At 43.1% G+C, this 23,184-nt stretch carries 16 protein-coding genes; 14 read left to right on the top strand and 2 right to left on the bottom strand.

The window, feature by feature from the left end:
• Window positions 1–88: 88 nt before the first annotated feature.
• Window positions 89–715: a rhombosortase gene (rrtA, locus tag BAE46_RS01520; protein WP_006003945.1), complete on the bottom strand. Its 627-nt coding sequence runs from the start codon at window positions 713–715 to the stop codon at window positions 89–91.
• A 187-nt stretch (window positions 716–902) separates the two neighbouring features.
• Here rrtA and BAE46_RS01515 point away from each other — a divergent pair, with 187 nt between their 5' ends.
• The 7 genes from BAE46_RS01515 to BAE46_RS01485 all read left to right on the top strand — a co-directional run bounded on the left by BAE46_RS01515 (window position 903) and on the right by BAE46_RS01485 (window position 8,726).
• Window positions 903–1,661, top strand: a complete 759-nt coding sequence (locus BAE46_RS01515; protein WP_070111602.1) for an enoyl-CoA hydratase-related protein — start codon at window positions 903–905, stop codon at window positions 1,659–1,661.
• 17 nt (window positions 1,662–1,678) lie between these two features.
• Window positions 1,679–3,463, top strand: a complete 1,785-nt coding sequence (ggt, locus tag BAE46_RS01510) for a gamma-glutamyltransferase (protein WP_070111601.1) — start codon at window positions 1,679–1,681, stop codon at window positions 3,461–3,463.
• 426 nt (window positions 3,464–3,889) lie between these two features.
• Window positions 3,890–4,726: an AAA family ATPase gene (locus BAE46_RS01505; protein ID WP_006003939.1), complete on the top strand. Its 837-nt coding sequence runs from the start codon at window positions 3,890–3,892 to the stop codon at window positions 4,724–4,726.
• Window positions 4,726–5,904 (top strand): vWA domain-containing protein, encoded by a 1,179-nt coding sequence (locus tag BAE46_RS01500; RefSeq protein WP_006003936.1) that lies wholly within the window; start codon window positions 4,726–4,728, stop codon window positions 5,902–5,904. Before BAE46_RS01505 ends, BAE46_RS01500 begins: the two co-directional genes overlap by 1 nt.
• Window positions 5,905–5,935: 31 nt before the next feature.
• Window positions 5,936–6,703, top strand: a complete 768-nt coding sequence (locus BAE46_RS01495; RefSeq protein ID WP_040520314.1) for a pseudouridine synthase — start codon at window positions 5,936–5,938, stop codon at window positions 6,701–6,703.
• Entirely contained in the window at window positions 6,700–8,082 is a 1,383-nt protein-coding gene (locus BAE46_RS01490; protein WP_070111600.1) for an MATE family efflux transporter, read from the top strand. The genes BAE46_RS01495 and BAE46_RS01490 overlap by 4 nt, the downstream gene beginning before the upstream one ends.
• A gap of 293 nt (window positions 8,083–8,375) precedes the next feature.
• On the top strand, window positions 8,376–8,726 hold the full coding sequence (locus tag BAE46_RS01485) for a hypothetical protein (RefSeq protein WP_070111599.1): 351 nt from the start codon (window positions 8,376–8,378) through the stop codon (window positions 8,724–8,726).
• 166 nt (window positions 8,727–8,892) lie between these two features.
• On the opposite strand, the gene BAE46_RS01480 is transcribed toward BAE46_RS01485, so the two are convergent.
• Window positions 8,893–13,134, bottom strand: coding sequence for a S8 family serine peptidase (locus BAE46_RS01480; protein WP_006003926.1), 4,242 nt, complete (start codon window positions 13,132–13,134; stop codon window positions 8,893–8,895).
• Between the two features lie 444 nt (window positions 13,135–13,578).
• On the opposite strand from BAE46_RS01480, the gene BAE46_RS01475 reads away from it, so the two are divergent.
• The 7 genes from BAE46_RS01475 to BAE46_RS01445 all read left to right on the top strand — a co-directional run bounded on the left by BAE46_RS01475 (window position 13,579) and on the right by BAE46_RS01445 (window position 23,160).
• Window positions 13,579–14,760, top strand: coding sequence for a thiamine pyrophosphate-dependent dehydrogenase E1 component subunit alpha (locus BAE46_RS01475; protein ID WP_070111598.1), 1,182 nt, complete (start codon window positions 13,579–13,581; stop codon window positions 14,758–14,760).
• Between the two features lie 4 nt (window positions 14,761–14,764).
• Window positions 14,765–15,742: an alpha-ketoacid dehydrogenase subunit beta gene (locus BAE46_RS01470; protein ID WP_070111597.1), complete on the top strand. Its 978-nt coding sequence runs from the start codon at window positions 14,765–14,767 to the stop codon at window positions 15,740–15,742.
• Between the two features lie 12 nt (window positions 15,743–15,754).
• Window positions 15,755–17,392, top strand: coding sequence for a dihydrolipoyllysine-residue acetyltransferase (locus BAE46_RS01465; RefSeq protein WP_070111596.1), 1,638 nt, complete (start codon window positions 15,755–15,757; stop codon window positions 17,390–17,392).
• Window positions 17,393–17,545: 153 nt separating this feature from the next.
• Window positions 17,546–18,349 carry a 23S rRNA (adenine(2030)-N(6))-methyltransferase RlmJ gene (gene rlmJ, locus BAE46_RS01460; protein ID WP_425307087.1) on the top strand — a complete coding sequence of 268 codons (804 nt, stop codon included), beginning with the start codon at window positions 17,546–17,548 and terminating at the stop codon, window positions 18,347–18,349.
• Between the two features lie 93 nt (window positions 18,350–18,442).
• Window positions 18,443–20,266, top strand: coding sequence for a protein kinase domain-containing protein (locus tag BAE46_RS01455; protein ID WP_006003878.1), 1,824 nt, complete (start codon window positions 18,443–18,445; stop codon window positions 20,264–20,266).
• A gap of 325 nt (window positions 20,267–20,591) precedes the next feature.
• The gene (locus tag BAE46_RS01450; protein ID WP_006003876.1) at window positions 20,592–21,455 is read left to right on the top strand and encodes an acyl-CoA thioesterase; all 864 of its coding nucleotides are present in this window, start codon (window positions 20,592–20,594) and stop codon (window positions 21,453–21,455) included.
• A gap of 475 nt (window positions 21,456–21,930) precedes the next feature.
• Complete coding sequence (locus BAE46_RS01445) at window positions 21,931–23,160, top strand: nucleoside recognition domain-containing protein (RefSeq protein WP_070111595.1); 1,230 nt, start codon at window positions 21,931–21,933, stop codon at window positions 23,158–23,160.
• Window positions 23,161–23,184 lie beyond the last annotated feature (24 nt).

Below are 23,184 nucleotides of genomic sequence, written 5' to 3'. Positions count from 1 at the left end.
ATAGCTGCTTTTTCTTTTTAAACGCCGTTGGCTGCTAAGTGTAATTCAGGTGAAACAAGCAGTATAAATTTGTTCTTATTAATCATGTTTACTTCACCTTAGAACAATTCTGAGCACGTTGATGCCTGTCGTAAATAACATTAATAACACCAAGACCTAAGCCAACGACAGCACCATAAAGGTGTGCATCTATTGCCACGCCGGCTTCAATAAGCTCTGCCATAAAAGTAGATGATGCAAAAAACCGCTCGTTGACTAATTTAATCACCAAGCCTATTAATAGCAGATAGCCGCTTTTACGTTTGCGATAAAGATCAATAACAATCCCCCATGCGAAGATGCCATGTAGCACCCCCGACATACCGACATACCATGTTAGGGTAGGCGAAAAATAATATATGCCTAGCGAAATACCGAGCGCCAGTACCAAAAAATTGATACCAAACGACTTCACACTAGCGTATTCAGCGTGCAGTATCCACAGTAGAGCAAGCCCAATCATATTGAGTGCATAATGGAAAAAGTTGGTATGCATAAAGTGCGCGCTTATCCATTGCCACCAGCTGCCGCTTCGAGCTTGCTCTCGATGAAATGATAAGGCTGAATCGCTCACACTCACGTCGCTTACAAAACCGTACCACAAGTATAAGAGGGTGCTAGTAAGAAACGCTAACAGGTAGGGAATATTGTGTGTGCGGTGAAGGTTTGCAAACAAACGCAGTGTTCCTTATGAAAGCAATTTGACAATAAACGAACTAGGCTCAAGGCAACATAAGCAACAGTGTTTTATAATTCTGCTGAAGTCTAGTTTTGCATATTTAGTATTTTGTCTTTAAAAAGAGTACATGCTTGAGTACACTTAATGTATTAAACGCCTCACTCTAATAAATGAGACTCACCTAATGATACATGAATTGCTAGAAAACAATATCCTCACCATTGTAATGGATCGTGCACACAAGAAAAATGCGCTAGTGCCTAAAATGTACAGCGTTATGGCAACGGCTATTGAAAACGCCCCGTTGGCCGGTGCGCGCGTAATCGTCATTAAAGGAGCCGGAGGATGTTTTACCGCGGGCAATGACGTACCAGAGTTTTTGCGCGCAGTAAAAGAAGGCGCGGGTGAAATAAACGAAACTTACCATTTCATGCAGGCGCTATTAAAATGTCCATTACCGGTTGTGGCTCAAGTAGAAGGCTTAGCCATAGGTATAGGCTCGACCATGCTGCTACACTGCGATTTTGTGCTTTGTCATGAAAAAACGCGCTTCGCCATGCCCTTTATTAATTTAGGCTTGGTGCCCGAATATGCCTCTAGCTATATTTTGCCTAGAGTAGCAGGGCATTTAAAGGCCGCTCAACTGCTTATGTTAGGTAATCCATTTGATGCTAAGCAGGCAAAAGAATGTGGTTTCGTTACCTCTATTCACAGTGTCGATTTGCACGCGGCAGTGGTGGATATTGCAGAAGCGCTAGCCAAAAAGCCGGCCTTAGCCCTGCAGCAAACCAAAGCCTTGTTAAGGCAGGATGAAGCCTGTGTGGCGAAACACATCGACGATGAACTTAAAATATTTGTAGAAGCGATGCAAAGCGAAGCCGCTAACGAGGCCTTTACTGCCTTTGTCGAAAAACGTGCGGTTAACTACGACAAATTTAAATAGGAAATGAAATTTACACTATGATAAATCCTCTTAAAAAAATATCTCAGGGCGGTCGTTTTACGCTACGTTCGTGTATCTTATTGGCCTTTATTACTGCTGCAGTTGGCTGTGCTCAAAGCCCACAAGTTGTATTGGAAGACCGAGAGCCGGAGGCCGCGACAGGTGTCATGGCAAAAAATCTTGCGGTAGGTGAGCAGTTTATGGTGGCCGCTGCAAACCCGCATGCGGCAAACGCAGGTAAGCGAATAATCGAACAAGGCGGCAGCGCAATAGATGCAGCAATAGCCATACAGGCCATGCTTACCTTGGTTGAACCGCAGTCTTCAGGCATCGGCGGAGGTGGCTTTATACTCTACTGGGACAACACCGCTAAACAGCTTTATACCTTTGACGGCCGTGAAGTCGCGCCGCAAAAAATTACACCAGACGTGTTCATAGAAAATGGCGAGCCAATGAAATGGCGCGATGCTGTGGTAGGCGGCAAAGCGGTTGGTGTGCCGGGTATATTAAAAGCTTTAGAAGATGCGCACGCCCAATTTGGGACATTACCATGGTCACAGTTATTTGATGACAGCATAAATTTATCAAACACCGGCTTTAAAGTATCGCCTCGTTTAGCCACATTAATTGAACTTGATTTACATCCCGGCTTAAACGAGTTTGCACAGGCACAAGCTTATTTTAAACCCAATGGCAAACCTTTAGCTGAAGGGGAGCTAAGAAAAAACAAAAAATTAGCCTCTACGTTGACGAAAATTGCACAGCAAGGCACTGATGCATTTTATACTGGAGAAATAGCTCGCAACATCGTTAATGCGGTAAATGAGGTGTCTATTAATCCAGGTAAATTGAGCGCGGCTGACTTAGCGCAATATACGGCAATACAGCGCCAGCCAATGTGCAGCAGCTACCGAGTATATGAGGTATGCAGCATGGCACCGCCTAGTTCCGGTGGCGTTACCATGATGCAAATTCTTAAGCTATTAGAAGGCTTTACTTTGTCGGATTACGCCCCAGAGAGCCTAGAATTTGCACATCTTTTTGCGCAAGCTAGCGCACTAGCGTTTGCTGACCGTGCAGACTACGTGGCCGATTTAAGCTTTATGGGAATAGATGCAGCGCCACTGGTAGATGCTGATTATTTGCGCAATAGAGCGGCCACTTTAGGCACTGATGTGGGCTACACCGAGGCTTCATCAGGCAGGCCTTATGGGGATTTAAGCTACGCAAGTGACGACGCCTTTGAGCTAGACAGTACCAGTCATATTGCCATTGTTGATAAACAAGGCAACGCTGTGTCTATGACCTCGAGTATCGAATTTATGTTTGGGTCGGGTATAATGGTAGACGGTTTTTTACTGAACAATCAGCTGACCGATTTTGCGATTAACCCTATTAAAGATGGTGTAGTTGTGCTTAATGCCGCGGCGCCGGGCAAGCGTCCAAGAAGTGCTATGAGTCCAACTATGGTCTTCACAAACGACGGTGAACTAAATTTGATAGTGGGTTCACCAGGGGGCAGCCGTATTATAAATTATGTTGCTCAAACCATCATAAACGTGCTCGACTTTAATTTAGATATTCAAGAATCGATTGATGTGGCGCGCATAACAAACCGAAACGATTTCACCTCACTTGAAAAAGGAACGAACATATCCCAGCTAAAGGCGCCTTTAGAAGCCTTAGGGCACACTGTAAGAGTGGTTGATTTGAACAGTGGACTTCACGGTATACAAATAGAAAATGGCAAACTATTAGGCGGCGCTGATCCCAGGCGAGAAGGGATAGCGATTGGTAAGTAGAAGGCGAATAAAGAACCGTGATAGGCAGCGCAAATGATGGGTAAACGTTCTGTAAGTCCTCTGGCAATTGCTAGGGGACTGCGCTGTGCACCTCTTGTGAGGCTGTCACAAAATTTCTGTCACTTCCTAGCAGGCCATACTTACCCATTTTAATACATACATAGATGTTTATCCCTTATATTAACTATATATATCACTTGTTTTTACTAGGGTTTATTAATAATCTTTAGTGCCAATTACTATGTAAACCACGTAAACTTCGCATAGTATTAGGATTATGCTTAATTACATAATCCAAGCAGTTATTTTGCTATATCTTATCAGTAACTGCTGTTTTTTTATCATCATGCCCTTACTTTTATGATTAGTAAGCTGCGTATCACTTGCAAAATATGCGTTAATTTACACAAACTAAATGGGAATATTATGGGTTTTACAGGTACTAGCGACTACATCGCCAGCGAACAACTCCAGTTAGCGGTCAATGCGGCTATCACATTAGAAAAGCCCTTACTTATTAAAGGCGAACCCGGCACGGGTAAAACCATGTTGGCTGAGCAGTTAGCGCTCGCCCTTGATGCTAACTTGCTGCAGTGGCATATCAAGTCGACAACCAAAGCGCAGCAGGGACTCTATGAGTATGACGCCGTTTCTCGTTTGCGAGATTCACAGCTTGGCGATGAAAAAGTTAAAAACATTAGCAATTATATTGTTAAAGGAAAGCTTTGGCAGGCATTCACCGCTAGCCAGCGACCTATCTTATTAATCGATGAGATTGATAAAGCCGACATAGAGTTCCCAAATGACTTGCTCTTAGAGCTCGATAAAATGGAGTTCTTTGTGTATGAAACCCAAGAGCGCATTGTGGCAAGGCAACGTCCCATTGTTATTATTACGTCTAACAATGAAAAAGAATTGCCCGATGCTTTTCTTCGTCGATGTTTTTTTCACTATATCGAGTTTCCTGACGCGCAACAGATGCGCCAAATTGTAAATGTCCATTTTCCAAATATTAAAAAAGATTTGCTTGATCAAGCACTTACTTCCTTCTTTCAAATTAGAGAAGTTGGCGGTTTGAAAAAGCGTCCATCAACGTCAGAGCTAATTGACTGGTTAAAGCTATTGGTGGCCGACGATATCCCCGCTAGCGTTCTGCACGACAAAGACGCAAAAAATGCACTGCCGCCTCTATATGGCGCTTTACTAAAAAATGAGCAAGACATCCACCTGTTCGAAAAACTCATGTTTATGGCACGTCGATAATGTTAATCGAGTTTTTCTTCACGCTACGAAAGCACAAAATAAAGACCAGTATTACTGAGTTTTTAGATTTAATGGCGGTATTAAAAGCTGATCTTGTGCGCGGCGATATGGACGACTTTTACTTGCTCAGTCGTACCGTACTCATCAAGGATGAAAGTCAATTTGATAAGTTTGATCAAGCCTTTGGTGAATATTTCAAAGGCGTTCAGACGATTGACCTGCTCGATAAGGAAATACCCGACGACTGGCTCAAAAACGCATTAGAAAAGTTTTTAAGTGACGAAGAAAAAAAGAAGGTGGAAGCCCTAGGTGGACTAGATAAACTAATGGAAACCTTGCAAGAGCGGCTTAATGAGCAAGAAAAACGCCATGAAGGCGGTAATAAATGGATAGGCACAGGCGGTACATCACCGTTTGGGGCAAACGGGTTCAACCCTGAGGGCGTTCGCATTGGACAAAAGAAAAATCGTAATAATTCAGCGGTAAAAGTATGGGACAAACGCACGTATAAGAATTTGTCTAACGACGTGGAAATTGGCACACGCAATATTAAAGTTGCACTTAGGCGGCTGCGCAAGTTTGCGCGCACCGGGGCAAGTGACGAACTTGATGTTAGCAATACCATAAGTTCAACGGCGCGAAATGCAGGTTACTTAGACATTAAAATGGCGCCCCAGCGGCACAATGCTATTAAACTTCTTTTATTTTTTGATGTGGGCGGCTCTATGGATCCCCATATACAGCAGTGTGAAGAATTGTTTTCTGCGGCGCATGCTGAGTTTAAACACATTGAATTTTTTTACTTTCACAACTGCATTTATGACAGTGTTTGGAAGGATAACAAGCGTCGAGGTGATGTGGTAAGCGATGTTTACAGCATTATTCATAAATATCCTAAAGACTATAAGGTTATTATTATAGGCGATGCGACTATGGGACCATATGAAATTACTTACCCAGGTGGTAGTGTAGAATTCTGGAATGAAGAGGCCGGCAGCGTATGGATGCAGCGTCTAATGAATCACTTTGAGTACGCAATTTGGTTAAACCCTCAGCCTAAACAATACTGGCTTTATTATGCGTCTATTCAAATAATGAAAGAACTCTTGAAAGATAAAATGTATCCTTTAACCTTAGAAGGATTAACCGATGGTATGAAAGCCTTATTGAAAAAATAAGCACGCTATATACCATTCCAGCACAAAGAATATCGTGAAAAGACTCAATAAATATATTAGTGACACTGGCTTTTGCTCTCGCCGAGCAGCAGACGCCTTAATACAAACCAAGCAAGTTCGCGTAAATGGCGCACAACCAGAGCTGGGCACAAAAATAGGTGAGGGCGATAAGGTCACTATAAACGGCCAACTTATTTCACCTGTAGCCACAAATAAAAGTGACCGCGTGTATCTTGCTTACCATAAACCAGTTGGCATTACCTGTACGACTGAGCGCAAAATAAGCGGCAACATTATAGATGCGATTGGCTACAAACAGCGTATCTTCCCCATTGGTCGCCTTGACAAACCTTCAGAAGGATTAATTTTATTGACCAACGACGGTGACATCGTCAACAAGATTTTGCGCGCTGAAAATGCCCATGAAAAGCTATATCGCGTTACCGTAGATAGGCCCATTACGCCTGCATTTATTGAGCTGATGGGAAAAGGTGTACCTATACTCGATACCGTTACATTGCCATGTGAGCTCAAGCAGATAGGCAAGCATAGCTTTGAAATTGTATTAAAGCAGGGTTTAAATCGTCAAATTCGTAGAATGTGCGAGTATTTGAATTACAGCGTAAGCAATTTAGTCAGGAAACGCATTATGCACATAGATTTAAAAGGCCTCAGTGTGGGGCAATACAGACATTTAAGTGAACAAGAAATGCTCATAATGAACGTTGCATTAACCGAGTCAATGAAAACCGATTCAACAAAAATAGCAAGCCACTTACCGCCAGCCTCCGCACTATGACCACAGCAGTTATAGATAATAGCTTTTTCAAAGAGTTTAAAGTCCTTGCCTCCTTGGCTTGGCCTTTACTCATCGCCCAAGTTACGCAAACTCTCATGGGCGTGTCTGACACCATAATGGCGGGGCGCTATAATTCAGTCGACATGGCGGCTGTGGCCATTGGCTTTGGCATGAGTTTGCCGGTGCTCATTTTTATGCAGGGAATAACCTTGGGGCTTTCGCCTATTATTTCTCGCTACGACGGCGCTAAAAACACGGCTGACGTGGCCAACGCTGTGCAGCAAATGCTGTATATATCGTTGGGGATGTCGGTATTTGTACTGCTGCTGCTGTTGGCTATTCCAGGTGCCGTAGGGGCAATTGATATGACGCCGGAACTCGCACAAAAAACAGGTGATTATTTATTTTACGTCTTGCTGTCGGCGCCTGCCTTTGGCATTTATCAAACCTTACGCAATTACTGCGAAGGTTTGTCTATAACGGTGCCGACCATGATGATAATGGCCACCGGTTTACTAGTGAATATTCCGGTTAACTATATTTTTATCAATGGCTTATTTGGTATGCCTGAAATGGGCGGCGCAGGCTGCGGCTTAGCGACGATGCTGGTATTTTACACCATGGCGCTGGCCACATTTGCATACACTTTTTACGCCACAAAGCTAAAAAAATACAAGCTGTATGAGCGCTTTTTACCCATTTCAAAGCCTGACATAGATTATATGTTGCGCTTAGGTTTACCTATTGCCTTTACCCTATTGTTTGAAGTTGCGCTATTTGCGGTGGTTGCCGTAATGCTAGCACCTTTAGGTGCCCTTACTGTGGCGGCTCACCAGATAGCCCTTAATGTGTCTTCATTAATATTCATGTTGCCGTTAAGTATTGGCTTGGCACTGGCTATTCGGATTGGTTTTTTAATTGGTGAAGGTCGACACAACCACACTAAAAAAGCCTATTGGGCGGCTATGCTATTGGCCGTGAGCATGGTGGTGTTTACCGCCTCCACTATACTGCTGTTTAATGATCAAATCGCCAGTATTTATAGTGGTGAAAAGGCGGTAATTACAGCAGCGGCCAGCTTGCTTATTTTGGCTGCTTTGTTTCAGTTTTCAGACGCTATTCAAGTCGTTTCAGCGAATGCGCTGCGTGGATATAAAGACACAAAAGCAATGCTGATTATTAGTTTTATTTCCTACTGGCTGGTAGGTTTTCCCGTAGGTGTGATGCTAGGATTAACCGATATGTTAGTGCCTAGAATGGCAGCCGCGGGATTTTGGATTGGCTTTATTACGGGTTTAAGTGTGGCAGCAGTGCTGTTATTTATGCGTGTCAAAGTGATACAAAAAAGGATTATAGACGACAGTTTAGTGAGAACATGATGAAAAAACTGCGTTTATTGCAGGTGCCAATCGCGGCATCGGGCGTGCTAGCGAGACAGCATTTGCAAGAAATAGTTTCGATATAGTTATTAGCAGTTGTGAGTATCATCTGCGCACTATTAATGCCCAGCCATTTGCTAATGAAATGGGTATTGCTAATTTAACATAAATTCATTTAGCGAATTAAAACAAGCGTTTTGGTCATACTCAGGTATAAATTTAAAACAATAATTGGCTTTATTGCTTGAATAACGCTATCTTCGGCTCTCCAAAAACTAAAAGGAATAACCATAATGTTATCAAAAAACAAACTATTGATCGCTTTATTTGCATCAACCATTGTTCTAGCTGCTTGCTCTGAGCCTCAAGAAGAGTCTGCTGAAGACGTTAAACAGGATGCTATGGAAATGGCTGCTGATGCTCAAGAAGAATCAACAGATATGCTCAATGACGCAACAGACGGCGTAAATAATCTTAAAGGCGAAGCGACCGAAGCATATGACGATGCCAAAGACAAAGCTGAAGACATGTACGGCGACGCTAAAGAAAGCACTGACGAAATGAAAGAAGAGACAGCTGAGAAAATGAAAGAAGCATGTATTGCGACTAAAGAAAGCCTTGGCCAAAGCACTGAAGATTGTTAATTAATAGTATTTTAGACGTGTTTTAATGTACGCCTAGTGTTATGAATTGATAAAAAAAGACAAAAGCTCTCATTTCTTTTGTTCTTTTTTTGTTTATTACGGCGATATTCACTTAATAATAAATGTAGCCCTGTGGCTAGCGATTCATATTGAAACGTATCGTCACTTAACACTTTCGAACTCTTCTCAATATTGCAAGTGGTAACAGGCATATAATCCACCATGCTAGACTCCCCCCACCCGAGCTTGGATCAGATCCCGCGATTTGATTTAAACTGACCGTTATGGTTTGCTCAACAGCGGTAATGCCATCACTCACCGAAACAACATAGCTTACATTGTTGCCGACTATAGGTGTTGTCAGATTAACGCTTGTACCGGTCACATCTCGGCCGTTTATCTGAATAAAAAGCGTATCGTTTTCAGGATCATTTGCAACAACGCTTATCGTGATTGATCTGCCGCCAATGGCGCTTACGGGAGCATTAACTGAGGAAATAATGGGTGAAGCATTGTTAACAACATTAATTACAATAGCGCCGGTACTTGAATTTCCATTGGTATCAGTAGCCGTGACGGTATACCTTAGCTGAGTGTCAGACTCAATCGCAGGCGCTAGCAAAGTATAACTATCTGCCAAGGTTGTAATACTCACAGCAGGCCCTGCTGTTTGCAGAAAACTTACTATTATATCGTCACTATTAGGTTCTGTAATCGACAGAGGTATGTTTAAGATCTGGGTTTCAGTTACGGTTAAGTTTGCAGTGTCGTTTCCATCAAAGCTCAGGATAGGCGCGCCTTCAACTTGAACAGAGGTAAAATTTTCGCTAGTTTCAGCATCAGCGAAAGAAGAAGAAATCAGTTCACTTTTCATATTTATTATTATTGGGCCAGCAAACACGCCCTGCAGCGCTTCAATAGTGAAGTCCAAGGTGCTGTTTGATGAAGATCCTGCTGGCTTGTTAACACGCCACTCAATTTCATTGTTTATCAATTGACCGCTGTTAGTCGTAGAAAAATTGACAATTTTAACGCCTACCGGAATCGGTAATGTAATACGATAGTCGCGTGCTTCATTGCTCGGGTTTGCCTCAACCGTTACGTTTAATGACGTTCTTTCACCAGCCCGTAAGCGTGTTGCAATACCGTCTATAAATACATCGTTATCTACACGGGTAATATCTATGTTTAACAGTCCGATATCCTCTTCATCAACACTTGTGCCCATGCCAACAGCGCCATAGTAATCCTCACCGCTTTTTGACTGAGGTAAATCATAAATAATGCGTAAATCAAACGGCATATCTGATTCCAATCTACTAGGCGCGTCTACGTTAAGGCTACTCCCGGCTACTTCGTTAGTAACTATTGCGTAACGCATCTCAAAAGTGTCTGGGCTATCGCCCGAGGGTGAATAATTTTGAACCACAATAAAATAAGTGCCTGCTTTGGGATAGTTTATATGTATTTCGTCTAAAGAATTTGTAGTGACACTGCGCGCAATTTCCTCAATAAGTGAAGGTGTACCGTCGTCGTTGCCATCAAATAGCACAAATAAGTCTATATCTCGTGAGCTGGTTTTTTTAATTCGCGTCACCAAGCGTTTAGCACCTTCCATAACCCTTACTTGGGTTATATTTACGCCTTCATTTACATTGTCTAAGTAACTACTTGTATCACTATCTGCGCCAATAGTGGATTTGACTGAATTGGCTTTAACAGGCTTATACGCTTTAAGTTCGAAATTCTCAATACTGATAGCGTCTATATCTTTTATTAAGAAGGAGTCGTTGCTGCGCCTAGCACTTATGTCGATGCTAAGAGGAAAGTTACCGATAGATGACAATATACTCACCGGCAATGATACATCAGGTAAACCGGGCGAAGTAAATCTTGCCAGTGCAAACGAGTAGTCAGTTTTTGAAGCCTGTAGACTATTAATGCTAAATGATACCCTTTGTGATTGGCCGGTTAACAGGGTAAAGCGAGAGGGTGTGGCCTCAACCCTAAGGGCAGGTGAAATAACTACTTGTTCATAGTCAAACGCAGCGTCTGTTGTCGCGGTAAACGTGCGCGACCATGTGCAAATACCAGCACATCGATTGTCGGTTATTGAGGGTAGGTTAAGGCTTCTAGGTTCACCCAATCTATCAGGATCTGCATCTGCATAGTTAGCGGACGTTTCGCTCATAATAAAGGGACTCGCAATCGCTTTGTCTACTTGTACTCTACCAGAGCCCATATCGAAAAAGTCAGCGTAAATGGTGCGTGTAGACGTTTCGTCATCTTTTTTAACGCTAGTAATGGCGGTTAAGGCCATTGCCGATCTTATTTCATCTGGTCCCCAGTTTGGTTTAGCGGACTTAATTAAAGCAGCACTGCCGGCAACATGCGGACTAGACATAGACGTACCGTCTATTGTTGCAAAGTTACTTGCGGCGGGCTCTTGCCCATCATGACCGAGCTGTTCGTCGGCGTAGGCGGCAAAAATACGGCTGCCTGGCGCGGTTATGGTGGGTACCAAAGTGCTGATGCTTTTATTTGGTCCGCGAGAAGAATAATTAGCCATCACATCTACTCGACTAGTATCAATGACTTGAGATGGCACCCCAGCGCTTATACTAGCGCTATGATTTCGACCTGATCTAAGCCAGTCTTTTAAGCTATTGCCGTTGTTGGCGTTAAGATGAATGCCGGGTATTACGTATTGGTCACTGGCTAAAAAGGTTTCGCCGCCGTCTAGATTTACTAATACATAGCCGCCTGCGCCGCCATCGCGCACGTGCATGGCTTTTTGAATACGTGCGATATTGCCCCTGTCACAGACCACTATTTGACCATTAAAAGTACCGTTTGGGAAAGGCTCTAAACACTGCGCCGGATCGCCGCCCGGGTCGTTAGGATTAATAAAGCTTCCTGCATAAACAATGGCGGCAGTTAATGATCCTGTGTTACTTTGCCCTGACATTGCATTTAGTGTACTTGATCCACCGCTAAACGACCCTAACTGTTTGATAAATAAGTTTTCACGACCGTGTTCACTGGCCGCCACACTGGTATACCATGGTGCTGTCTTTTCTGAACTAAGTGTTTCTGGGCCATCGTTGCCAGCAGATACCGCCACAAATATACCGGCATTTCGGGCTGACAATAAAGCCTGTTCCACCGGATCAAGCCAAGGGTTATTACCGCCACTTATTGAAAAGTTAATCACATCTACTTTGTCTTTAATGGCGTCGTCTATCGCCTTTAAAATAGCACTGCCTTTGCAATCGCCGTAAAAATCGCCGGCTTCTTTGGTGCCGCCGTAGCATACTTGATACGAAATGATATTAGCGCGCGGGGCAACCCCTGACACTTGAGCAAAGATAAAACCGGTGGGCGTGCCTGAGCTGCGCTCTTCACCTTCACTAGGGGTCACTTCATCAACGTTAAACAATATGTTGCCTGCGGCAATGGACGCCACATGACTGCCATGACCGCCGTAATCTTCACCGTTTCGCGGTAAGTTAGGCGGAAAAATACTGGTGTCGCTATAGTCGTTGGTGATGTCAGTGTAGCTGTAAACCCCAATAAGTTTGTTGTTACATAGTTCGGGAAAATTTCGGGCGCAATCGCCTAAATAATTGCCGTTGCCGCGAGGGTTAGTATGAATATATCCGTCGCCTGCTACTTCGGCAAATGATGGATGGTCGGTATTTATGCCTGAATCGATAATACCAATAACAATTCCTTCGCCAGACGTTTGCCCAACACCAGGAAATGCGGTGCCATCCCATACTTTTGGTGCGCCAATAAGCATTGGGCCGCGGTCGGCGTTAAGTTTTCTGATTTGCTCTCTTTGAATGTTCTTAACGTGCTTCAGCTCAGATAAACGTTGGGCTTGGGCCTGAGTTAGGCGCACGGCCAAGCCGTTAATGCCATACTGGTAGCGTGCCAGTGGTTTAATAGTAAATAGTTGCGCTGCGCTTTGGTCCAAAAAACCTTGTTGCTGATGCAAAATTTTAGCCATTTGCTTGCTCACTGCATCGTTTTGTGAAGAGCTAGCGTTTCGTTGTTTATTGACGCGGTTGGTTTGCTGCTTTTGTGAGCTCATTTGAGAAAGCGCTCGCGGCTCTTGTGCCACGGCTGGTTCACTTAATTGAATAATATAGGTGTACAGCGTATCTTTGGATAAATCAGGCTCATAAATAAATTGTTTACGCCTCAGCCCTAAATCTTTGCTTATATTGGAACTGCTTTTTACAACCCGCATGGGCGTCTGTAAAGTAACGTGAGCATTTTTCATTGCCAACAAAGCTTGGCTATTAAGCGCATAAGAATTTGTTATCTTGTTACTCGCGCTGGCAAAAGACGCAGCGCATATGACAATGCATACGCTAACAATAATTACTCTATGAAAATACATTCATTTCCTCTGATATTTATTTGATATCGAATACGGACTCTACCAGATGAACCTGTTTGGGTCTTGTAGCAATAAGAACCTAATGCGTCATTAAAGGTTTGGATTATTTTCTACAAATCTATTGGAAGCGTAAATCTGGACGAATGAACATTATATATCGGTTATCTGCTTTGAGAGTGTAGTTTGCATTAATAGTTTTTAATTATATGTAGTAAAATATAAACATAATTTTTACAAATAGGATACGTATCCTAGTATTGGCGTAAAACTATGAATTAGCTCACACTTAAAATTTGTCATTCCTATGATTTAGCAATACAGATAAACTCAAGCTTTATTAGTATAGAGGTACAAAAGCGTCAAAATAAGACCCTTAGCGTTTGTTTATAAAAGTGCTTAATTTATCAGCAAAAGTTTATATTTCATAAGGTAACGGTGTTAACAATGCAAGAGAGAAATCATTTACACGGCATTAAGCTAATATTTGAAGTAGACATTATTAAGAATGGCTTACTTGAAATACCTATGCTGCAATTGTTAGACGAGCATGGTGAAGAAAAAAACAATCAGCAGTCCCCCAAATTGAGTAAAGAAGAAGCGCTTAAAATATATAAGAGTATGTCTTTTACGCGTTTATTAGACGATCGCATGATTGGTGCTCAGCGCCAAGGCAGAATTAGCTTTTACTTGGCCTGTAGAGGAGAGGAGGCCGCAATAGTCGCTTCTGCTGCCGCGTTAAGCAGCGACGATATGATCATGTCGCAGTATCGCGAACAGGGTGCACTTGTGTACCGCGGCTATACTACTGATCAGTTTATGAATCAGATGTTCAGTAATCATCTTGACCCAAATAAAGGCCGTCAAATGCCGATTCACTATGGCGACAAAGCGCTAAATTTTATGACGATATCGTCACCGCTTGGGACCCAAATACCGCAAGCTGCAGGCTACGCATATGGCCAAAAAATGGCCGGTGCACCTGCCGTAACTATTTGTTACTTTGGTGAAGGCGCTGCCTCCGAGGGCGATTTTCATGCAGGGCTAAATATGGCCGCCGTGCTCAAATGCCCCACTATTTTCTTTTGTCGTAATAACGGTTATGCCATTTCAACGCCCTCACAAGAGCAGTTTGTGGGCGACGGTATTGCCGCTAGAGGAGTAGGCTACGGCGTACCCACCATCAGAGTAGACGGTAACGACGTGCTGGCTGTTTATGCCGCTACGCAAACCGCGCGTAAACTAGCTTTAGCCGAAAATACCCCTGTGCTAATTGAAGCTATGACCTATCGCCTTGCTGCGCACAGTACCTCAGATGATCCCAGTGGCTATAGAAGTAAAGATGAAGAAGTTAAATGGCAGTTAAAAGATCCGCTGCTGCGTTTTGCACGCTATTTAGATTCGAAAGGCTGGTTTGATGAAAAAGAGATGGATGCATACCTAGATAAAAGTCGTGAAGACATACTGGCAGCGTTAAAACGCGCTGAAAAAGTGCCGGTAAACCCGCTCAAAGATATCATAGAGGATGTGTATGATACTCCGCCATGGCATCTCAAAAAGCAGTTGTCAGAGTTAGAAAGCCATATTGCCAAGTATCCACAAGATTATCCAAAAACGGCAGGGAGATAAGACCATGGCAAAGATGAATCTACTACAGGCTATTAACAACGCACTTGTTACCACCATGGAAGCCGATGAGAAAGTCATGGTGTTTGGAGAAGATGTAGGCCATTTTGGGGGCGTTTTCAGAGCCACTTCAAACTTGCAGGAAAAGTTTGGCAAGTCACGCTGCTTTAATACACCCCTCAGTGAACAGGGTATTATTGGTTTTGCCAACGGCTTAGCCTCGCAGGGCTCAGTTCCTGTAGCTGAAATCCAATTTAGTGACTACATTTTTCCTGCATTTGACCAAATTGTGAATGAAACGTCTAAATGGCGCTATCGCTCTGGCGGTCAATTTAGCTGCGGTACCTTAACTATTCGCACCCCTTACGGCGGCGGTATTGCAGGAGGTCTTTATCACTCGCAGTCACCTGAAGCTTTTTTTGCCCATATTCCGGGTATGAAAGTAGTAATTCCACGTAACCCTAAACAAGCAAAAGGCTTGTTAATTGCCAGTATTCGTGACGACAACCCGGTGCTTTTCATGGAGCCTAAAAAGATTTACCGCGCGTCGGTAGGGGATGTGCCCGAGAACGACTATGAGTTACCCTTAGGCAAAGCCGATATTGTAGCGACCGGAACTGACATTACCTTATTAGCATGGGGTGCCCAGGTAGAAGTCCTTGAAAAAGCAGCTGAAATGGCTAAAAAAGATGGTATTTCGTGTGAAATTATAGATCTGCAGAGTATTTTGCCCTGGGATGCTGAGACTATTTTTCAGTCGGTGTATAAAACGGGCAGATTACTCATTAATCATGAAGCGCCCTTAACTGGCGGTTTTGCCAGTGAAATAGCTGCCACTGTTCAGCAAGAATGTTTTTTATATTTAGAGGCGCCAATTGCGCGTGTTTGTGGTCTTGATACGCCTTATCCCTTAGCGCATGAAAAAGAATACATGCCTGATCACTTAAAAACGTACGAAGCAATAAAGCGCACACTAGATTACTGAGGTTTTACGCACATGAACGATTTTATATTACCCGATATTGGCGAAGGCATTGTTGAGTGTGAGTTGCTTAAATGGCTAGTGGCCGAAGGCGACACCGTGGTTGAAGATCAGCCTATAGCTGAGCTTATGACCGACAAAGCAACGGTCGAAATACCCGCTATGCACAACGGTATAGTCAGCAAGCTTTATTATAAAGAAGGCGATATTGCTCGGGTGCATGAGCCTTTGTTTGCGATGCAGTCATCAAGCGATGAGCGCGCTGAAACAGTCGAACTTAGCCCTGAAAGTGAAGCGCAGCCAATTAAAGCTACAGCTTCTGGCTCAGCGCAAATTGAGTCATTCATATTACCTGATATTGGGGAAGGTATTGTTGAATGCGAGATTATGCAATGGTTGGTCAGTGAAGGCGATGTGGTGAGTGAAGACCAGGCAGTGGTAGAAGTAATGACAGACAAAGCCGTGGTTGAGATACCAGCTAAATACAACGGTAAAATAGTTAAGCTACACTATGCAAAAGGTGATACTGCCGGTGTTCATACGCCTTTATTTGACCAAGAGATAGACAGCGGAGCACAAGACTTAACTAATACCAGCAACACTTCTGCGTCTACAGCAGAGCCGGCGTTACACCATTCGCTGAAGCAGCCCGCTGTAAGCTCTATTGCAGGCATCGCAAGTGATACAAATAAGCATCAGCAGGGCGAAAAATACGAGCCGCCTGTACAAGTCAGCCGCGCGATTGCAAGTCCGGCAGTAAGACGCTTAGCCAAAGAAAATGAAATTTCTTTGAGTGATATAAAGCCAACGGGTCACAAAGGTAGAGTGTTAAAACAAGATGTTATGCAGGCACTTTCTAGCCATAAAGAGCATTCGCAAGCGTCGCAAAATACTCAAACCGCGCCAAACTCAGCGCAAACTTCAGGTATTGAAAAAGCTTCATCAAACGATGACAGGATAGAAAGCATTAAAGGTATTCGCGCCACCATGGGCAAGCAAATGATGGCCAGTGTTAGCACTATTCCGCATTTTTCGGTGTCGGATGAACTGTGCATGGATAAGCTAATTGCCTTGCGTAATGATCTCAAACCTGTATTTGAAGCTGAATCGGTAAAGCTGAGCTTTTTACCTTTCTTTATTAAAGCACTGTCGCTGGCTATGAAGACATACCCGGTATTAAACAGCCGGCTGAATGAGGCAGGCACGCTGCTCACCTATTTAAGCGCACATAATATTGGCATTGCGGTTGATTCAAAAATAGGTTTGCTGGTACCCAATATTAAAAACGTTGAAACCCTATCACTGTTTGATATTGCGCAGCAGTTAAACGGAATTATTGAGCGGGCTCGCTTAGGTAAGCTCAGCAATGCCGAACTTTCGAATGGATCTATTAGCCTGTCAAACATTGGGGCCATTGGGGGTATTACCGCTACGCCGGTTATTAACAAACCCGACGTCGCAATAGTGGCCTTGGGTAAAACACAGAAACTGCCTCGCTTTACGCCCATCGGTGATGTTTTTGCTAGTAACATTATGATGGTAAACTGGTCGGGAGATCATCGCGTGATTGATGGCGCCACAATGGTGAAATTTAATAACTTATGGATGGATTATCTCTGCCATCCTGAAAAAATGTTAGTACACTTGCGCTAATATATTAGATAACTGACCGCCATATTATAGGAGTCTCTCATTGCTAAGTTACCAACACGCATTTCATGCCGGTAATCACGCTGACGTTTTAAAACACGTAACCCTATGCGCCCTTATTAGAGCGCTCAGCGTTAAAACAAAACCTTTTTTTTCCTGGATACTCACGCTGGCAATGGCTGCTATGATATTCAAGAACAAGGCCATCACGATGAAGTAGCGGCGCGTTTTTTACAAGAAACGTCCCAAACACCGGCGATTATTGTTGATTACATGCGCCTTATTAAGCCCTATATGGCTAAACTTAGTTACCCAGGCTCACCCCTTGTTGCTTGGGAAATGCTTGGCTTATTAGCACAAGAAAAAGGTGCAGATCAAAACACCTTTGCGCATGTCAATATGCATATTAGTGAGCTTCATCCAAGTGCTTATAGTGATCTTAAACAATGGACAAGTCATAGCGAATTTCATTGTCACCATCGAGATGGCTTTGAGCTGCTAAATGCGCTAACGCCGCCTAAGCCAAATAGAGGCTTAGTGTTAATTGACCCGCCTTATGAACAAGTAGTTGAATATGAACAGGTTGTTGAATCGATAAGCAAAGCCCTGAGTAAGTGGCAAAATGGCATATATGCCATATGGTATCCGCTATTATCGCAGCAGCGAATAGACAGAGTCAGCGGCGCTACAGTAGACACGCCAAAACATGGTTTAAGTGAAAAAATGCTGCTCGCTTTCACTGAACTTGCCGCTCAGCATAAAATAGGCTTGCTAGACATTCAGTTTGCACATCAAACACCTAGCGAAAATGTGGGCATGTACGGCTCGGGAATGGTGGTGTTTAACCCGCCTTGGCACTTTGATTCTACGTTAAAATCAGCACTTGAGTATTTAAAAACGTTAGCTCATGCTGGTGCTAGTGACCTTTCTAAAGTGTCAATGCTAGTAGATCCTCCCTAGTGATGATAATGCTGTTATTACCCCATATACACAATAAACTGTGCGTTTTGCAGACTGAAGTTTGTATTATGGTAGACACAAGGGACTTACAAAATGAAAGAGCTAACGCTTAAACATTTTTATATACCAGATGATCAGTCGGTATATTTGCTGTCACATAAAGATGCCAAAAAATTAAAAAACTGGTTTGCTCTATGCGAGAAACAGCTTGAAAGGCTTGGCTATTTTAACGTTGAATTAATTGGCAAAGGTGCATTTGGTTTTGCCTTTGCTGGAAAATCTGCACTAGGAGAAGAGCGCGTATTCAAATTTTCGAAGGTAACGCTGCCTCAACACGTGCAAGACAGATTCGAAGAAGAAGCTTACATGCAGGGCTTGCTGCTTCACCCTAACATTCCCAAAGTCATCGCTTTTCAAAAAATTAAACGCCAGTCTATTTTAGCCATGAAGCGTGCGCCTGGTGAAGATTTAGAACAGTTTTCGCTAAAATACGGCCCCCTACCTATTACTACTTTGCTTAGTATTTTAGTCTCTTTGTGTGACGTATTAATGAGTTTACGCGGTTTTTTTGAAAACGGGGTGAGTAGACCAATTGTGCATGGCGATGTGAAACCCTCTAATGTGGTGTGGGATGACAGCACCGACACCTTAATGCTGATTGATTGGGGTTCTTCTGTATTTGCTCAACTTGATAATCAAGGGCAACATATTGGCAACAATGTCATGGATTTAATGTCCAGCGACATACAACAAACCAACGCCCGACTTGGCGACGTATATTTTATTGGCGATGATCAGTTAAGTGGCAAAATGTCGTCACCTCGCTTCGATGAACAAGGCTTAGCCTCGACCATCTATGCTTTAGCGTCGGGCCAGTCGTCGCGCTTCGGCTGTCATGTAATTAAGCCTTCATCCTTAGGTTTACCTCAAGCTTTAGCACAGTGTTTAGAAGCGCTGTTAAGCGATGACCACGCTACTCGATTGCGCGGCGGCGATTACTTGTTTAAAAATTATCATCACTTTAAGCGTATTGTGGTAAAAGATGTGGTGGACGACAGTATTTGTTCATTGCCAACGTGGATAAGTAAAATAACTAAAGATATTGAAACCGTTGTATACAGTTCCAGAAAGTCGTTTTTGCGAGATCAAGAGGGCTTTGACAAGGCCAATTTAAATTATATCAACGATGCCCAATTTGACCGTTATTATAAAAACTTTCTGCAAGGCATGGGCGAAACTGAAAAAGCGTTTATTTCGGCCGTGAGTCGTTTGGGAAAATACCCAGTGGTAGGAGGCCTAGCCATTCGCTGGCAAAAAGACGGTATGTACGTAGACTCGTCGTTAAAATTATATAACCCCAGCATGCAATATTCATTCGATAGAAGTGTCGACAACATGATAAATCTAGCGCGAGCTATTGACGGAAAAGGCGTGTTTAAATCGTGCATGTTTAACGCAAAAAACACGCTGCACGTTGAGCGCCGAAATGAAAGCGCTAACTTTATTCCAAAGCAAAACATGCTAATAGGGTATGAAGTCAGCAAAGTGTCGGTTGCAGAAGATCAATCCCGTATGCATTCTTATTTTGAAGACGGCGAAGACCCTGATGAGCTTTTAAAATTGCCCGAACCTTTACTGGAAAGACTACGCTTGCTCAATAATATCCATCATACTGGCTGCATCATATTTGAGGCACTGCCTAAGCATCTTAAAGTTCACAGTTACGTAACGCTCTTAGACCATTCTAAAGAAGAAGCTTTTAAAAAACTGCTGAATGACATTATTACGTTTATTCCGACCATTGAAGGCTTAGGGATATCGGGTTTTATGAAATTACCTTATAAAGACACGCGTTTTTTTAAATTGCAGCGAGCGTTACCCACCCGTTTTTATCCCAGAAACCCTTACGTTCCCTAGCGCAAGGGCGCGTGTGTTTGTATTATCTTTCACGTAAAGCGATTAGGAATACGTGTGATGAGCTGGATGTTTTGTAGTCAATAATTATTCAACCAAACTTTGTCGCCTAACTGGTCCCACTAATAGTTCATTTAAGCGTCTTTTATTTGCGTCTATGAGTGGGTGTTTCTAGAGGGTCGTTCTACACCGCCCATAAAAAATATAATAAAGGCTAAGCATGTTTTTAAAAGCGTGTAGGGCTGTATAATAGCTATTTATAAGTGTGTCTTTAATCACTATACTTGGTCGCAAACATGCACTTTTACCCTTGATAATTGGAGATCACATGAGCGATGCACGTTTACAGTCATTATTTGAGTTAACAGCACTCGAAAAAGGTTTATATGAAGGTAAAAGTTGGGATTTGGGATTTCCAGCATTATATGGTGGTCAAGTATTAGGGCAATCGGTTATAGCGGCCTACAGAAGCTTGCCCGATGACAGGCGCATTCATTCCTTTCACAGTTATTTTTTATTGCCCGGAGACGCGACCAAGCCGGTTACATATGAAGTTGAGACAGTGCGTGATGGCAGAAGTTTTTCAGCCAGGCGCGTAAAAGCGATTCAAAACAAGCGCACTATCTTTTATATGACCGCGTCGTTTCAAAAGGTAGAAGAGGGCTTAAGTCATCAGTTTAGTGTAATGCCTGATGTTCCCAAGCCTGAATCGGTTGAAAAAGATATTAAATTTCATGAGGTGAATTTTAGTAAATTATCGAAAAAAATGAAAGAAGCCTTGCCGTTTCATCGACCCGTAGATATTCGCACCATTAATGCTTCGCATATGTTTGACACTGTAAAACGTGAGCCTAAACGACAGCTTTGGTTTAAAGGCAGGGATGAAACATCTAACGATGTAGGGTTGAATCAGGCTTCACTTGCATATGCGTCAGACTTTCAATTTTTAAGCACGGCGCTTGGTGCACACGGCTTGGCTATTCAAGATAAGAACTTGCGCTTAGCGACTATTGATCACGCTATGTGGTTTCATCATTCGTTTCGATTTGACGATTGGTTAATGTACGATATGGAAAGCCCCTTTAGCGGCAATGGACGCGCGCTGGTTCAGGGCAAAATTTATAACAAAGAAGGTTTATTGGTTGCTTCGTCTGTGCAAGAAGGTTTGTTGAGACTGGCTAAAACAGAGTAATAAATTATATGTTGTTCAGCTGTACATGCTGATTTTTAAAGCATGCAGGATAGGGTAAACCTAATTAAAAAGGCCTGGAACAAACGTTCCAGGCTTAGGGGGTGGCTCATTTAAGAGCCTTGCGCTAACTTGTACTAACTACAACAACGGGAGGCTTCCACAAAAGCCTCTTTTAATATCAAACTTTTAACATCAAACTTTGTACTGCATACTTTCTTACCGCATATTTCCTAGCATAATATAATACATAGGAGCAATGCGTGTAATCATTAACTTAATTATACTATACCGTATTTGTGAGTTAAAGATAAAGTGCTTTTTAGTATAAATAGATCCCAGGCTTGTATTTGATGGTACTATTTTTCGAGTATGCTTATATGCTAAGCCAAAATGTCGCAATTAAAGCCTTTGGCTGGCATACATTAAGTGTTTCACTATGACTAAAATTCTTAAAACATAATAAAAGAGGGCAGTTATGCTGCACAAAATCTGGCTGGCTTTTATTGTCAGTTCCTTCATTGCCACATGTATCAAGGTGGTTGTTACTGGTGACATGGGCAGCTTTGAACAAGTCATGACCGCCGTTACCAGCATGGCACGCACCAGTGTTGATATAGCCCTTGGCCTTATAGGCTTACTGGCTTTTTGGTTAGGCATATTTAAAGTAGCCGAAAACTCAGGCTTAATCGCTAAATTTTCAAGACTGTTGGCCCCGCTGCTGTGCCGTATAATGCCTGATATACCAAGAGATCATCCTGCGCTTGGCAGTATTACCATGAATATGTCGGCAAATATTCTTGGCCTTGACAACGCAGCAACGCCTTTTGGCATAAAAGCCATGCAGGATATGCAGACCTTATCCCCGGTAAAAGATACGCTTACAAATTCCCAAATATTATTTTTAGTGTTAAACACCTCGTCTGTGACCTTATTTCCTATTGCCGTATTTTTGTATCGAGCAGAGCAAGGCGCAGCTCAGCCAACCGATGTGTTTATTCCTATTCTGCTGGCCACTAGCGCATCCACTTTAGTGGGTTTGATAGTCACCTGCGCAGTGCAAAAAGTAAATTTATTTAACCGCGTGGTGCTAATTTACTTAGTCGGTGCCTTTAGTTTGTTAGCGGCAGTTATGCTTTACTTTTCAAGGTTAGCCGCTGATCAGCTAGCCAGTCAATCGAGTTTAATTGCCAACTTTGCACTAATGACCTTCATTGTTGCCGTCTTAGTGATTGGCTGGCGTAAAGGCCAAGACACCTACGAACAATTCGTTGAAGGTGCTAAGCAAGGTTTTGACGTGGCGGTGTCAATTATTCCTTTCTTATTGGCGATGCTATTCGCTATTGGAATGCTACGGGCCAGCGGAGTTATGGAGTTTGTCACTGATCAAGTGGCTTTCTTGGTTGCCTTAGTAGGACTAGACACCCGCTTTGTAGATGCGCTACCTACCGCAATGATGAAACCATTAAGTGGCTCTGGTGCTCGAGCACTCATGATTGAAACGATGCAGTTTCACGGCGCTGACTCTTTTGTAGGGCGTTTAGCATCGGTTATGCAAGGCTCCACCGAAACCACCTTTTACGTACTGGCAGTTTATTTAGGCGCCGTTGGCATAAAACACAGTCGCTACGCGGTTGGCTGTTGTTTAGCGGCTGATTTTGCGGGCATCTTTGCAGCAATTATGGTGTCGTACTGGTTTTTTGGGTAAAGTATGCATGTCTGTTTACGATTA

The sequence above is a fragment of the Glaciecola punicea genome (assembly GCF_001756615.1).
Lineage (GTDB): Bacteria > Pseudomonadota > Gammaproteobacteria > Enterobacterales > Alteromonadaceae > Glaciecola > Glaciecola punicea.
This window is presented reverse-complemented; position numbering and strand designations above follow the sequence as displayed.

Bases quoted from the DNA above. Each gene is read 5' to 3' on its own strand.
- BAE46_RS01515 (WP_070111602.1), top strand. From the start codon at position 903: ATGATACATGAATTGCTAGAAAACAATATCCTCACCATTGTAATGGAT.
- ggt (WP_070111601.1), top strand. From the start codon at position 1,679: ATGATAAATCCTCTTAAAAAAATATCTCAGGGCGGTCGTTTTACGCTA.
- BAE46_RS01505 (WP_006003939.1), top strand. From the start codon at position 3,890: ATGGGTTTTACAGGTACTAGCGACTACATCGCCAGCGAACAACTCCAG.
- BAE46_RS01500 (WP_006003936.1), top strand. From the start codon at position 4,726: ATGTTAATCGAGTTTTTCTTCACGCTACGAAAGCACAAAATAAAGACC.
- BAE46_RS01490 (WP_070111600.1), top strand. From the start codon at position 6,700: ATGACCACAGCAGTTATAGATAATAGCTTTTTCAAAGAGTTTAAAGTC.
- BAE46_RS01485 (WP_070111599.1), top strand. From the start codon at position 8,376: ATGTTATCAAAAAACAAACTATTGATCGCTTTATTTGCATCAACCATT.
- BAE46_RS01480 (WP_006003926.1), bottom strand. From the start codon at position 13,134: ATGTATTTTCATAGAGTAATTATTGTTAGCGTATGCATTGTCATATGC.
- BAE46_RS01475 (WP_070111598.1), top strand. From the start codon at position 13,579: ATGCAAGAGAGAAATCATTTACACGGCATTAAGCTAATATTTGAAGTA.
- BAE46_RS01470 (WP_070111597.1), top strand. From the start codon at position 14,765: ATGGCAAAGATGAATCTACTACAGGCTATTAACAACGCACTTGTTACC.
- BAE46_RS01465 (WP_070111596.1), top strand. From the start codon at position 15,755: ATGAACGATTTTATATTACCCGATATTGGCGAAGGCATTGTTGAGTGT.
- BAE46_RS01455 (WP_006003878.1), top strand. From the start codon at position 18,443: ATGAAAGAGCTAACGCTTAAACATTTTTATATACCAGATGATCAGTCG.
- BAE46_RS01450 (WP_006003876.1), top strand. From the start codon at position 20,592: ATGAGCGATGCACGTTTACAGTCATTATTTGAGTTAACAGCACTCGAA.
- BAE46_RS01445 (WP_070111595.1), top strand. From the start codon at position 21,931: ATGCTGCACAAAATCTGGCTGGCTTTTATTGTCAGTTCCTTCATTGCC.